Raw genomic sequence first — 13,586 nt, 5'->3', positions numbered from 1 at the left:
CTTTCCTCGCTGTACTGGGTCTGGTCTTTCTAAGCGCACCCGCTGTTCAAATGCGTGGACTGTGGCTTTGAAGAAAACGCCGATGTGGTTGACGCGATCAACGTTCTAAGGGCGGTGGGCCAAGAACCCACCGAAGCAAGTCAGACGAAGGTCGCTGGAACGCCGTAGAAATCCTCGTCCTGTATGTTAATGAACAATCCGTACGTGTTTGGTGGGTTTTGGGAATACACTCTGAGGCGACATGAACTATCAGCCCATTAAAGATTAGGTCCCGATGACTGACGCATCGTACAGTCATCGGTCACGAGTACTTACAGATCGGTTGATTTATGCACAAACGGAATGGCAGCATCAATCGTTTCCCAGATGAAGCGCCCTGATGGACTGCGTTGCTCTTCTGCAATATGGGCCACCAAACCGGCTGCCCTTGAAATCACTGCAAAACCACGCATCAACTCAACCGGTACCCCAATGCCGCCTAGCAATGCGGCCACAGCGCCTGTCGCATTAATCGTGATGTGTCGACCGTAGATCTCATCAACCACCTGATTGAACGCGCGAATCGTATCGACATAACGCTGATCAAACTCAGGTTCTTCGGCCGCCACTTCAAAGAGCTTGATCGAACGGGGGTCATCAGGTTTATGCAGGTGATGCCCAAACCCTGGCAATGGGGCTTTACGTGCCCGATAATCCGTCACAATCTCGCGCATTCTTTGTTCGGGATTGTCATGCGCCATGATGTCGCTTAACAACACCGCGCAGTTTTCCATCGTGCCAACAAACTGGCTTCCCACACACATCAAACCCGAAGCCACCGCACCTTGAAGGTTTTCTGGGGCACTCATATAAGTCACGCGAGTCGCAATGGCGCTGGGTGTCAGGCCATGTTCCATCAGAGTCACAAGCACAGCATCCATAATTCTCAAATCAACAGCGCGCGCACGACGACCCATGATCTGGGCAAACATGACTTCGCTGAAACTGCTGTGACCGATCAACTCTTCAACTAGATCACGGTCTCGGTAATGCATACTGGTGAGCGTGTGTTCACACAATTCGGTCTTTGGTGTATTGGACATGGTATTTTCCTTTATGGATAATTTTGTTGTGTTTATAGTCTGGTCATAAATTAGTTCGTTTGATACTGACGTCGGATTTCGGTTTTAAGAACTTTACCCACTGGCGAGCGTGGCAGCGACTCACAAAACCAGATTTTTTTAGGTGTCAGAACAGGTCCGACTTTTTCTCGCACAAAGGCTTTCAGCTCTGTCTCATCCACCGTGGCCCCAGGTTTGAGCTCAACGGCCGCATTAACCGTTTCTCCCCATTGCTCATCGGGCAACCCAAACACAGCCGCCTCATGGACCGCTTCGTGCTGACTCAAGACGTTTTCGACATCAACCGGATACACATTAAAACCGCCCGAAATAATGACGTCACGCAAACGTTCTTTCAAAAACAAGTAACCGCGCTCATCAAGATAACCGACATCACCTGTATGCAGCCAACCGTCGCGAATCGTGGTTGCCGTGACTTCAGGCTGCTTCCAATAACCAGTCATCACGAGGTCACCTCGTATCAACACCTCGCCCTTTTCACCCACAGGCAAGACCTCACCGTCTGGTGACACAATTTTGATTTCAGTAAACCAGGTCAATCGACCCACACTGTCACGCGTTTGAGGATCCATCAGTGCATCAGGGGTAATACAAGTTGCAATCTGTGGCGCCTCAGTTTGTCCAAACGTGGTCGCTAGCACTGGCCCAAAAAACGCCTGCGCTGCTTCAATTTTGGAGCTGGGCATGGGCGCACCACCATAAATCATCAGTCGCAAGGCTGGAAATGAGGCGCGTGATGCTCCAGGTGTTTGCATCAGCTTATAAATTAAAGTTGGTGGCATAAAGGTCATCGTGCCACCTTGATCGCGAAACGCCTTGATTAGCCCTTCGGGATCATTCGCATCGACCAACACAATCGCTGCACCTTGCGCCAAAGTAGGCAAGACATACGTGCCTGACCCGTGACTCAGTGGTGCTCCCGCCACATAGCGGTCAGCCGCCGTAATTTGCCAACATGCAATCTGATTCACAATCACAGCCACCCAAGCTCGATAAGGCTGCATCACCCCTTTGGGTAAACCGGTTGTGCCCCCTGTAAACTTGATGGCTTGCGTGTCATTTTGATCTGCGTCATAACGAACCGGTGCCTGATCGAGATAGGAACGCGTCGCCTCAGGCAGATCCACCATCGACAAGATGGTTTGTTGATCACGGGGTGAGACCAGTTCGGCTCCCGCTTCATCAACGATCACGAGGCTCGTCTGAACTGTTTCTAGAATACGACCCACTTCATGCGCTGTACTGCGTGTGTTCAATGGCACCCAGACTTTACCGGCGGCCATAATCGCGAGCATGGCCACAACATAATCCGCACTATTCTGACCACACAAACCAACTCGACTGCCCGGCTGAGGGTCGCACACTTGGAGATAGCAGGCCAAGGCACGGACACGCTTAGCCAGCTGCGCATACGTCACAGTTTGATTATCAGGCTCGAGCAAGGCAGGATTCGACGGCCACGCTTGCGCAGCCCGGAAAAAGAAATCGATGGGATACACGGGAAATCTCTTGGATGAATTTCAAAGGAAGTTTGGCCTGAGTCTTCGCGGATCGGCATGCACCGACCCGCTTTTTAAAATCTGAAGCTCAGACCTGATGGATAAATCGTCGTTTACTGAACAACGACTTTGGCGGTGTCAACCACTTCACCCCACAACTTAGCCTGTTGGCTCACTTGCTCACCATAGGTTTCAGGTGAGTTAGGTGGTGGTGGCAACAAGAAGCCGTTTTTCTCATAAGCGGCAACCACTTCAGGGTGCTTCAAAGCTTTGTTCAAAGCCGCATTCAGAATATCAATGCGATCTTTGGGTGTACCTGCAGGCACGTTCAGACCAAACCAGGCCTGCACCACAAAGTCTTCAAATCCACTTTCCACAAAGGTAGGTGCTTCAGGCAAGCTCGCCTGACGCTCAGGCGTTGTGACTGCCAAGGCGTTGAGTTTTCCAGCGCGCACGTGCGGCACGGAAGAAGGCAGGTTGTCGAACATGATGTCAACTTGACCTGCGATCAGATCCACCACAGCAGGTGCACTACCGCGATATGGAACATGCAGAATGTCTGTGTCTGTTTTAATTTTAAAGAGCTCACACGACATGTGGATGGATGAACCAACACCAGCAGACGCACAAGTCACATCACCTGGATTGGCTTTTGCATAGTCGATCAGCTCGGGCAACGTTTTGTACGGTTTATCAGGATTGATCACCAGCATGTTGGCAATGTTGGCCATCAAACCAACTGAATCAAAATCCTTGGGGAAATCAAAACGCAAGTCACGGTACAAGGTGTTATTAATGGCGTTCGAAATCGTACCGGTGTACATCGTGTAACCGTCATTTTTGCCGCGCAACACATAATCAGCACCAATGTTGCTGTTGGCGCCTGCTCGGTTCTCAACCACAATGGGTTGGCCCAGCTCATCAGACATTGCCTTGGTGACCAAACGAGTCAGTACATCAGTCGCACCACCCGGTGCAAATCCAACCACAACCGTCAAAGGACGATCTGGAAAATCTGCGGCAACCGCAGCTGTGGACATCGTGGCCAAACCAGTTGAGACCGCTGCGGTCAGTACACCTGACAACACCGTGCGACGCATCTTTGTTGATTTCAACATAAACAACTCCTCAGTAATAAAGCAATGCAAAACAAATCTTATTGGCCATCAATATAACGAAAAATATTCTTAACAAATCTTATCTTGTCCAGATTATGGACAAGATAAGATTTAAACTCATGAAATCAATTTGATAGGCAAGACACCTTGAACTCACAGTTATGCACAAACTCACGTCAACAGCATCGCCCCCACCCGTTGCCCAACTCAATTTGCCTGCAGACAGCCCAAAAACCTTTGTTCGTGGACTACAGATTCTGCAAACACTTCAGTTCGCGGGTGAACAAGGTATTGATATCCCAACGCTTGCTCGCCAAACAGGCACACAACGCCCGACGGTCTATCGTTATTTGGATGTCTTAGTCGCCATGGGCTACGCCAAAAGACTAGGGCAACGACCTATCTATGCGTATCAAAACCCGCCCCAACCCACAACGATAAATCCAGATCAAGTGCTCTTAAAAGCGCTGAAAACTGCTTTACGACGGATCAGTGATCAAACACAAGACTCCACGTTTTTAGTGCAACGCGAAGGCGATGATGCTTTATGCATTCACCGTGAGCTTGGTGCATACCCAGTTCAGGTACTGGCCGTGCACGTCGGACACACTCAACCCATGGGTGTGGGCGCTGCTGGCTTGGCACTGCTCGCCTACCTACCCGCTCATGATATTGAAAACATCCTCACGCACAATGAGGAACGCTTACTCAAATACGGTGGGATGACGCGCAAAAAAATGACTCAACTCATTAAAACCACGCAAATGCGTGGTTGGGCAGCCGTCGGCAATGCAGCAGTTCCAGGTGTGCTCGGTGTAGGGATTCCGGTGCCATATCAGGGCGCTTATCCCAGATTTGCGGTCAGCGTCTCAGGGCTCATGAACCGCTTGCCGCTGCCACGTCAACGAGAAATCATCACACTGATCCGCTCAGAGCTAAATCTTGCACTTAAAACAATCTCGCCACAGGATGACTAAGCAGAACGACAGAGCAAGCGCACCGAATAAGACCACTAAACAAATTTATTGAGCGATCACACCCGCTTTCTCAACCACATCACCCCACAGTTTGGTTTCTTCGCGCACATAGTCGTGATAGGTTTGTGGCGTATTCGGCTGCGGTGGCATCAAAAACCCATTTTGCTCAAAAGCTTCGATCAGTTCAGGATTCTTGAGCGCATGATTCAAGGCTCCACTCAAAACCTCGATTCTGTCTTGAGGTGTGCCTTGCACAACACTTAATCCAAACCACGCTTCAACCACAAAGTCATCCAAACCCGTTTCCATAAAGGTTGGTATATTCGGCAAGCTAACTTGGCGCTGCGCCGTGGTAACTGCCAGTGGGATCAATTTATCGGCTCGAATATGTGAGATGACTGAAGGTAAGTTATCGAACATGATGTCGACCTGACCACCCACCAGATCGACCACAGCTGGGCCACTACCCCGATACGGCACATGCAAAATATCGGTCTCAGTCTGTAGCTTAAAGAGCTCACAAGACATGTGAATCGATGAGCCTACGCCTGCAGACGCGCAGGTCACTTCACCAGGATGTGCCTTGGCATACGCAATCAGATCCTCCACAGATCGATAAGGTCGATCGGGATGCACGACCAAGACATTGGCCATACTCGCCATCATGCCGATGGGTTGAAAGTCATTCGGAAAATCAAAACGCAAGTTTTTATACAAGGTGTGATTAATCGCGTTCGAGATCGAGCCAGCATGGACGGTATAGCCATCACTTTTTTGTCGATACACATAATCGACCCCAATGTTGCTGTTGGCGCCCGCTCGGTTCTCAACCACAAAGGATTGCCCCAAATCGTCTGCCATGACCTTAGTGACCAAGCGTGCCAGAATGTCTGTGGCACCACCTGGCGCAAAACCAACAATGACAGAGACAGGCCGATCAGGATAGGTCTGTGCTTGTGCAACTGGCATCGCACAAACAGAGCCTATTAAAAGCGCAACCGACAGACGACACGCACGTCGATGAAACTGGACGCGTGAGCGAACAAACATGGAGAGTTTCCTTGAAATAAGCCAATGATGGCTAAATTGAAGTTTTGAAGATAGAAATATTTAAACGCTGATTATATAGAATATATCAAGACATATTCTCGTAAATCAAATCCAAGCATCCAGCATCAGAACCACACAGTTGGTGAATAAGATCCAACGAATGCACAATGCAAACAGGCGCTGATCCAGACGCGCATACAAGCGATGGCCCAACCAAACACCAAGCGCCGCAATAGGTAATTGCGCAAAGCCTAACCACCACAAGTCGTTCTGCTCAGATTGGACGTCTGAAGGCACGAGCCATTGCATGATCAAAGCCACGGTGTAAATCACCAAAAAAAACGCCACAGCGGTTGCACGTGATTTAGCTTTATCTAGATTACTACTCGCAAAATACACCAATAGTGGAATGCCGCCCGCTCCAATCGCTGATGTAAAAACACCTGCAAACCACCCAACCCAGCGGTCTCTTGATGCTGTCCGATTAATTTGAAACTGCCTCAGCAGCAGTCCCAAAAACACCAACATCAAGCAAGCCGTGCCTAACTTGAACCAAGCTGGCTCAACCCACATCAAAATGAACAGACCAAGTGGTGCACCCAATAGACTCGTTGGAATTAAACGAAGCAAAAGCGTACGATCCACTGATGCACGGACATGGCGGATCAACACAAAACACAGAAAGACAGAAACAATCAAATTTAATTCAACAGCCACAAGAGGCGGATGAATCAACAGTAAGAGTGGAACCGCGAGAATCGAAAATCCAAAGCCCGTGGCTGTTTGGATGGCGGCTGCAAACCAGACGATGAGAGATGTAAAAAGAAAGGACAATATCATCCGTGAATCATTAGCGCAAAACCCGACAATTTTTCTATAAATCAGTCTTCATGACAGAAGAGAAATGTCAGTCAACTTCAGTTCTAAAACTCAACTGATATACCTTATAACGCATCGTTCAAACCCATTTGCCAAAAGTCAATCTCTAGACGGGTTGCGTCCTGAAAAGTCATAACCAACTCTTCAAATCGCTGCGCAGTCTGATTTAACAACTTTTGATTCATCCATACACGCTCGGCTTCGGCAGCAGCCTGAAACTCTGGGCTGATATACATACTGATCCACTCTTCATAAGGATTAGCCTCACCACGAACTATAAAAGGTTGTGCAACCAGCCATTTTGCGATTTCCGCATACCCAATCAAACAAGGGGCCAAGGCCACATGCAGGTCGAGTAAATCACCCCGATTACCTGCGTCCAACACATAACGCGTGTAAGCCATCGTTTCGCGAGCTTCATCCAGTGCCTCAAGCTCACTTTCAGAAATGCCCCAACGTGCGCAATAGTCAACATGCAAACCCATTTCAAGATCCACAATCGCTTTCAAACTATCGAGCCCTTGGCGTAATTCAGAAAAGTTACGACTTTTATATACGGCAAGCCCCCATGCTCTGGCAAAATGAATCAAAAAAAGATAGTCTTGGCGTAAATAATGTCGGAAAGATGCTTCGGGCAATGTCCCAGCGCCCAGCTGTCGGACAAACTCATGTTGACAATACGCTTGCCAAGGTGCCCGAACTCGATCAACCAGCATTTCAAAACTGAATGGTTTTACTTCTGACATTTTTTCCTCGAAATTCAAACGAACCCAGCACAAACTAAAGCACTCTTCCACAAAGATGGAAGACAACGTGATTCGGTTCAATGCATTGAATAAAAATGCACTTCTAAAAATCCGTCTGATCTTTCAGACTTCGCTCATTCTACCGTAGAGCCGCGCAATCTAATTATTCTCTGGTAGCTCGCAACGAACCCCGACGCTTTGATAGCAGGCATCAAAAGTAAGAGCACTATCAATTTATTCAATGAAGTATGATGAACTGAGCAGTCTCCCCCTTAATCGGGAAGAGACATTTGAATTTAGAAGCTTTTAGAACCATCGGCTAAATGTGCTTACGCGATGTAGTAGGACTGGCTTTATCTGGCGCGCCCGCCAGGAATCGAACCTGGATCGAGAGCTTCGGAAACTCTAATTCTATCCATTGAACTACGGGCGCGAAAGCGAGATTATAGCGTCAAGTTCAAAAGCAGGTGAGTGTTCTTCTGACTTAGCTTGCATTCTCGGTATAATTCAAACCGTTTCACGCCAATTTTATTGTCATTTAGGGTTTGCTCATGAGTCATCCTCACGATTCCCAGCAGGATCAAGTCAAAACCGACAACGATCCGATTAAGTCGTCCAAGCCATTGGTCATACTTTCATGGCTATTACTCATTGTGGCCATTGTTGCCATCATGATGATCGATTGGACAGATTCTGAAACGCGATCTACCTCAGCTGGTCATTCGCTCAGCGAAGAAGCGGTTGTCGAACGGATTGCACCGATTGCTCGCATTGAGATCATTCATGTCGAGGTCGATCGTGAGCCGCAAACCGGCGAACAGGTCTACAGTCTCGTCTGTACTTCCTGTCACGCGGCCGGTATCTCTGGCGCACCGAAGTTCGGTGATCAAGCAGACTGGGCCCCCTATATTGCAACTGGCTTCGATGAAATGATGAACATCGCAATTAACGGTAAAGGCGCCATGCCAGCACGCGGTGGTAATCCCAACCTCTCAGATCTAGAGATCGCACGCGCCGTGGTGTACATGGCCAACGCAGCTGGTGCAAACTTCCCAGAGCCTGCAGATGAGAGCGCTGAAGGTGGTGAGGCTGCTGCAACTGAAGAAGCGCCTGCCGCTGAACAAGCTGCTGCTGAGCCTGCACAAGATGCACAAGCCACCCAAGAAGCAGCACCTGCTGAAGCGGTTGCTGTGATCGATGAGAGCATTGATCTCAAACTGGGTGCCAGAATCTACAAGCGTGGTTGCTTTGCATGTCATGCTTCAGGTGCTGCCGGCGCCATGAAACTGGGTGACAAGAAAGCATGGGCACCCTACATTGCTCGCGGTATGGACTCACTCATGGAAGGCGCGATCAACGGTAAAGGCGCCATGCCACCACGAGGCGGCATGGGTAAAGTGTCTGACGATGAATTACGGGCTGCACTGGCTTACATGATTAGTAAATCTCAGTAAGCCCATTCGTAAAAAGCACCGATCAATGACTTGGCCGGTGCTATAAAAAAACCCCGATTGTCAAAAAAGCAATCGGGGTTTTTTGTGGTTTAAATCAACAAGCCATGCACATTAAGCAGTTGCTGAACACTCCAACAAGGAGCGACCCAACAACACGCGACGACGTAACCACAGGCTTGGACGATAACGCATATCCCCAGTTACGATGTGCATGTTTTCTAGGATCTCTAGAACTGCCGCTGCACCTAGGCTATCGCCCAAACTCAGTGGGCCAGCTGGATAACCAAGACCCAACTTCACAGCGCGATCAATATCGGTTGGCGTTGCAATGCCCTGTTGCGCAATTTCACATGCAATGTTGACGATCATGGCCTGGATACGTTGTCCAACAAACCCAGGAGAATCCTGAATAATGCTGACTTGAACCTGGTCGAGCGCCAAAATCGCATGAGCCACATCACGCCAATGCGGTGTGGTTGTCATTGCCACCATCAAGGTGCGGTGTCGTTGTGGTGACAACGCACCAAACGTATCCAGACCCACAGTGCGCTCTGGATCCAGGTCTTGTTCCACAATCGCAGTGCACACATCTTCACCGTACGGGGTGACGACAATTAAACTGCTGTCATCTGGACGACTACCTGTCTGCACAGCAGCACCCAGCTCACGCAACCAAGCGGTCGCAATCGCATGACCTTGCGGATGCGCAGGACTCACCCAAACGCTGGGCAATGTCTCAAATGCAGGAACGGGTAACATTGGCGACTCATTTTTCTTGCCTTCGCTATAGTTGTAAAACCCACCATTGCTTTTACGACCATAGAGACCTGCAGCGACACGAAGCGTGCCAAGCGGCGAAGGACGAAAACGCGTTTCATCGTAAAACTGACGGTAAATGGACTCCATCACAAAGTGAGACACATCCAGACCTGTTAAATCCATCAATTCAAATGGACCCATCCGAAAGCCACACTGTTCACGCATGACGCGGTCAACCGTTTCATAATCAGCCACCTGCTCCTGCACCACCCGGAAACCTTCTGTCGACAAACCGCGTCCTGCGTGGTTCACAATGAACCCAGGCATGTCTTTACAACGCACCGGCGTGTGTCCCATTTCAGAGGCAAACGTCATTAACGCATCGCCTACCGCCGGATCACCACGTGTGCCGTCAATCACTTCAACCACTTTCATCAAGGGCACGGGGTTAAAGAAGTGAAACCCTGCAACTCGCTGTGGATGCTCACATTGCGCCGCAATAGCCGTCACCGACAAAGACGAGGTGTTGGTTGCCAAAATACACTGCTCACTCACCACACCTTCGAGCTCTTTAAAGAGCGCTTGTTTGATATCCAAACGCTCAATAATGGCTTCAATCACAACATCGCAACGAGCCATTTCGCCCAATGTTTGTGCAATGTGCAGATTGGCCAACGCATTGTCCACCGCTTCTTCGGTCATACGACCTTTTTCTACAAGCCGATTCCAAATCGCACCAATATCTTTAATGGCAGCTTGGACAGCTTCTCCATTCTGATCGAACAACATGACATCAAATCCGGCTTGGGCGGCAATCTGTACAATGCCCTTACCCATCGCACCGACACCAATCACACCGACTGTTTTAATTGCTTTCACTGATTTTGCTCCTTTTTACAAAGACTTTTAAAACGATGCATACACCTCAAACGCACTTGTCCATACCCATGATTCAACCCGAAGACTTTGCGGATGTTTTTCAGCCACGCGATCCTTCTGGGCACAAGGGAACCCACGGCAGCGCCGCCATTTATGGTGGGGCGACCGGTATGACAGGTGCAGCAATCTTAGCGGCCAGAAGCGCACTCAAATCGGGCAGTGGACGCATTTACGTCTGCTTGGCACACGATTCAAACGACGCTCACAATCTACAAATTGACTGGGCACAGCCTGAACTCATGATACGCCGACTTCATGACATTTTAGGCACTAAAACACCGATTCAAGCATGGGGCATCGGTTGCGGACTCGGTCACTGTCCTGAAGTGCTGATCACATTGCGCACACTACTGTCTGAAATAAGCGATCAACCCAAAGTTTTAGATGCGGATGCACTCAATGCACTGGCTCGTCAGGACATTGATGCACACTGGGATGCACAAACGACCATTCTGACCCCTCACCCGGGTGAAGCCGCATATTTACTTGGATGTACTGTCAACGACATCCAAACCGATCGCCTGCGCAGTGCCCAAACAATCGCTTCAAAATATCAAGCCTGGACAGTCCTAAAGGGTCAACAGACAGTTGTCGCCACACCAGATGGGGATTGCTTTATCAACCCAACCGGACACGTAGCATTAGGTACGGCAGGCACTGGTGATGTTTTAACCGGATTCATGACCAGCTTATTGGCGCAAGGTCATACCGTTCAAACCGCTGTCTTTGCTGCGGTCTGGATCCATGGCGCTGCAGGCCAGTGGCTCGCCAAACACCATGGTGGCCCCATCGGCATTACAGCCAGTGAAGTGGTTGAAGCAATCCGTTATTTGTTGAACCACTCTGAACAGCTCGATGAATTCAATCCAGTTCGTAAGAGTCAGGGGTTAGGGTTTGTTTAAAAACAGACTGACTGCGATTACGAAAAGTCAGCCCTCAACCTCAACCTCAAACCTACGGCGTAGGTTTTTTACGATTGAGCAAGTTTTTAAGCATTCCCAGACGTTCTGCAGGTGACATACTCATCTGCGCCACATCGAGTGACTGCCCTGCCTGTAAACCCATTTCCTGCACAAAGCGCGAGATTTCACATAAGCGGTCCTGACGGGCACGACGGCGACGTGCGCACCATGTGAGATGCAAACTGCGCTGCGCACGTGTAATGCCCACATACATCAAACGCCGCTCTTCTTGAATGCGATTCGACAGGGCTTCGACCTCGTCATCCCCCGTGAACTCATCATCGCGCCCCAGATGCGGCAACAAGCCTTCCTCAACCCCTAGCAAATACACATGGGGATACTCAAGCCCTTTGGAGGCATGCAGTGTCGAGAGCTTCACCGCATCAGGCTGCTCATCTTCTTGCCGCTCCAGCATGGTGATGAGCGCGATATGTTGAAGCAAATTCGTCAAACCCTGATCTGGATCCAAAGCACGCTCTTTGAGCCAGTCCATCAGGTCGAGGACGTTCTGCCAGCGAGCTTGTGCGCTGCGATCATCACTGGCGGTATCAAAGAGATGATCCTCATAGCGCATCCAACGTAATAGATCATCCAGCAGGGTTGCCACTGGCTCGATATGTGAGGGTTTGTCGGCACGCGCTTGAAATGTGCGCACGATTTCAACAAAGTTTTTTAAGGCCTCGTATTGCCGCGTCTGTAAAACTTCTGATACGCCCTCATCTTCAGCCGCCTTCAGTAAACATGTCCCTAAACGCACGGCATGCTCACCCAAAGCCTGCAAACTGGCTTGGCCAACCCCACGGCGAGGAGTTGTCACCGCCCGAATAAAAGCAGGGTCGTCTTCGTCATTGGCAATTAAGCGCAAATACGCCAATACATCACGAATCTCTTGTTTTTCAAAGAAACTTTGACCACCTGAGACTGTATAGGGAATTCGCAAATCTCGAAGCGCTTGCTCCATGACACGAGCCTGATGATTGCTGCGATACAAAATCGCAAAATCTTTCCAACTCGCTTGTTTTTCAAATCGGGAAGCCGATAAACGTACAGCCACAGACCGCGCTTCATGCTGTTCATTGTCCATACGGGTGATCGTAATCGCTTCACCCGTGCCATGTTGAGACCACAGCTTCTTGTCAAACAACTTGGGATTAGCACTAATGACTTGATTGGCTGCCTGCAAAATAGTCTGACTCGATCGGTAGTTCTGCTCCAGTTTAATCAGATGCAAATCTGGATAATCGTCTCGCAGTCGGCTCAGATTCTCAATCGTGGCACCTCGCCAACCGTAAATTGCTTGATCATCATCACCCACCACAGTGAACATGGCGCGTGGCCCGGTCAGTTGCTGTAACAGAGCGTATTGGCACGCATTGGTATCCTGATACTCATCCACCAGTAGATAACGAACCCGGGTTTGCCAACGAGATCTGGCTTCTTCGTGCTCAGTCAGGATTTTCAATGGCAAACGAATCAAATCATCAAAATCGACTGCCTGATACGCCATGAGCGTTGCCTCATACTGGGCATACACAGACACGGCTTGCGCATCCGCTTGCGCCTCGGACAGTTTAAACACTTGCGCAGCATCTAATGCGGCATTTTTCCAGAGTGAAATTGTCTGCTGTAACTGCTTTAATCTTCCCCGATCGGTTGTCTGTACCAATTCTTGCAGCAGTCCCAAGGTGTCTTGGGAATCCAAAATAGAAAATGAGCGTTTAATCCCAATGAGTGGTGCTTCTTCACGGAGAATGCGCACACCCAGCGAATGGAATGTACTGATCGTCAGACCACGCATACGGCTTTTACCCAACAGTGCACTTAAACGGTGTGCCATTTCTGTGGCTGCTTTGTTTGTAAACGTCACTGCATAGATATGTCGGGCCGAATAGCCGCAGTTTTCAATTAAATGGGCGATTTTTCCGGTAATGACGCGTGTCTTACCTGAGCCCGCACCAGCCAGCACCAGACACGGACCATCCAAATACAAAACCGCTTCATTTTGTGCGGGATTCAATGGAATCAACGCCACACTCCCTGTCGTGAATCAAATACCACTCGATGCCAATCCCAATCTCGCAT

At 49.5% G+C, this 13,586-nt stretch carries 11 protein-coding genes and 1 tRNA gene; 3 read left to right on the top strand and 9 right to left on the bottom strand.

Features of this window, described 5'->3' with window-relative positions:
• Positions 1-311: 311 nt before the first annotated feature.
• From ACOI06_RS08475 to ACOI06_RS08465, 3 genes are all read right to left on the bottom strand, one after another.
• Positions 312-1,082, bottom strand: a complete 771-nt coding sequence (locus ACOI06_RS08475; protein ID WP_420662092.1) for a citryl-CoA lyase — start codon at positions 1,080-1,082, stop codon at positions 312-314.
• Positions 1,083-1,132: 50 nt separating this feature from the next.
• A complete protein-coding gene (locus ACOI06_RS08470) occupies positions 1,133-2,620 on the bottom strand; it encodes a class I adenylate-forming enzyme family protein (protein ID WP_420662091.1) in 1,488 nt (495 codons plus the stop codon).
• 113 nt (positions 2,621-2,733) lie between these two features.
• Positions 2,734-3,738 carry a Bug family tripartite tricarboxylate transporter substrate binding protein gene (locus tag ACOI06_RS08465; RefSeq protein ID WP_420662090.1) on the bottom strand — a complete coding sequence of 335 codons (1,005 nt, stop codon included), beginning with the start codon at positions 3,736-3,738 and terminating at the stop codon, positions 2,734-2,736.
• A 161-nt stretch (positions 3,739-3,899) separates the two neighbouring features.
• Between ACOI06_RS08465 and ACOI06_RS08460 the strand changes: the two genes are divergently transcribed.
• Positions 3,900-4,715 (top strand): IclR family transcriptional regulator domain-containing protein, encoded by an 816-nt coding sequence (locus ACOI06_RS08460; RefSeq protein WP_420662089.1) that lies wholly within the window; start codon positions 3,900-3,902, stop codon positions 4,713-4,715.
• A gap of 45 nt (positions 4,716-4,760) precedes the next feature.
• On the opposite strand, the gene ACOI06_RS08455 is transcribed toward ACOI06_RS08460, so the two are convergent.
• The 4 genes from ACOI06_RS08455 to ACOI06_RS08440 form a co-directional block, all read right to left on the bottom strand.
• On the bottom strand, positions 4,761-5,765 hold the full coding sequence (locus tag ACOI06_RS08455) for a Bug family tripartite tricarboxylate transporter substrate binding protein (RefSeq protein ID WP_420662088.1): 1,005 nt from the start codon (positions 5,763-5,765) through the stop codon (positions 4,761-4,763).
• Positions 5,766-5,870: 105 nt separating this feature from the next.
• Positions 5,871-6,605 carry a sulfite exporter TauE/SafE family protein gene (locus ACOI06_RS08450; RefSeq protein WP_420662087.1) on the bottom strand — a complete coding sequence of 245 codons (735 nt, stop codon included), beginning with the start codon at positions 6,603-6,605 and terminating at the stop codon, positions 5,871-5,873.
• Between the two features lie 104 nt (positions 6,606-6,709).
• Positions 6,710-7,390, bottom strand: coding sequence for a thiaminase II (gene tenA / locus ACOI06_RS08445; RefSeq protein ID WP_420662086.1), 681 nt, complete (start codon positions 7,388-7,390; stop codon positions 6,710-6,712).
• 358 nt (positions 7,391-7,748) lie between these two features.
• Positions 7,749-7,823 (bottom strand) — tRNA-Arg (locus tag ACOI06_RS08440).
• Between the two features lie 118 nt (positions 7,824-7,941).
• On the opposite strand from ACOI06_RS08440, the gene ACOI06_RS08435 reads away from it, so the two are divergent.
• Complete coding sequence (locus ACOI06_RS08435) at positions 7,942-8,844, top strand: c-type cytochrome (RefSeq protein ID WP_420662085.1); 903 nt, start codon at positions 7,942-7,944, stop codon at positions 8,842-8,844.
• Positions 8,845-8,955: 111 nt separating this feature from the next.
• Here ACOI06_RS08435 and ACOI06_RS08430 read toward each other — a convergent pair whose 3' ends face one another.
• On the bottom strand, positions 8,956-10,482 hold the full coding sequence (locus ACOI06_RS08430) for a 3-hydroxyacyl-CoA dehydrogenase (protein ID WP_420662084.1): 1,527 nt from the start codon (positions 10,480-10,482) through the stop codon (positions 8,956-8,958).
• 35 nt (positions 10,483-10,517) lie between these two features.
• Here ACOI06_RS08430 and ACOI06_RS08425 point away from each other — a divergent pair, with 35 nt between their 5' ends.
• Positions 10,518-11,444: an NAD(P)H-hydrate dehydratase gene (locus ACOI06_RS08425; protein ID WP_420662083.1), complete on the top strand. Its 927-nt coding sequence runs from the start codon at positions 10,518-10,520 to the stop codon at positions 11,442-11,444.
• A 52-nt stretch (positions 11,445-11,496) separates the two neighbouring features.
• Here ACOI06_RS08425 and ACOI06_RS08420 read toward each other — a convergent pair whose 3' ends face one another.
• A complete protein-coding gene (locus ACOI06_RS08420; RefSeq protein ID WP_420662182.1) occupies positions 11,497-13,521 on the bottom strand; it encodes a UvrD-helicase domain-containing protein in 2,025 nt (674 codons plus the stop codon).
• Positions 13,522-13,586: the final 65 nt, after the last annotated feature.

The organism is Orrella sp. 11846 (assembly GCF_048820935.1).
Lineage (GTDB): Bacteria > Pseudomonadota > Gammaproteobacteria > Burkholderiales > Burkholderiaceae_B > Algicoccus.
This window is presented reverse-complemented; position numbering and strand designations above follow the sequence as displayed.

Excerpts from the sequence above, each read along its gene's own strand:
- tenA (WP_420662086.1), bottom strand. The coding sequence starts at position 7,390 with ATGTCAGAAGTAAAACCATTCAGTTTTGAAATGCTGGTTGATCGAGTT.
- ACOI06_RS08460 (WP_420662089.1), top strand. The coding sequence starts at position 3,900 with ATGCACAAACTCACGTCAACAGCATCGCCCCCACCCGTTGCCCAACTC.
- ACOI06_RS08425 (WP_420662083.1), top strand. The coding sequence starts at position 10,518 with ATGCATACACCTCAAACGCACTTGTCCATACCCATGATTCAACCCGAA.
- ACOI06_RS08435 (WP_420662085.1), top strand. The coding sequence starts at position 7,942 with ATGAGTCATCCTCACGATTCCCAGCAGGATCAAGTCAAAACCGACAAC.
- ACOI06_RS08450 (WP_420662087.1), bottom strand. The coding sequence starts at position 6,605 with ATGATATTGTCCTTTCTTTTTACATCTCTCATCGTCTGGTTTGCAGCC.
- ACOI06_RS08455 (WP_420662088.1), bottom strand. The coding sequence starts at position 5,765 with ATGTTTGTTCGCTCACGCGTCCAGTTTCATCGACGTGCGTGTCGTCTG.
- ACOI06_RS08475 (WP_420662092.1), bottom strand. The coding sequence starts at position 1,082 with ATGTCCAATACACCAAAGACCGAATTGTGTGAACACACGCTCACCAGT.
- ACOI06_RS08465 (WP_420662090.1), bottom strand. The coding sequence starts at position 3,738 with ATGTTGAAATCAACAAAGATGCGTCGCACGGTGTTGTCAGGTGTACTG.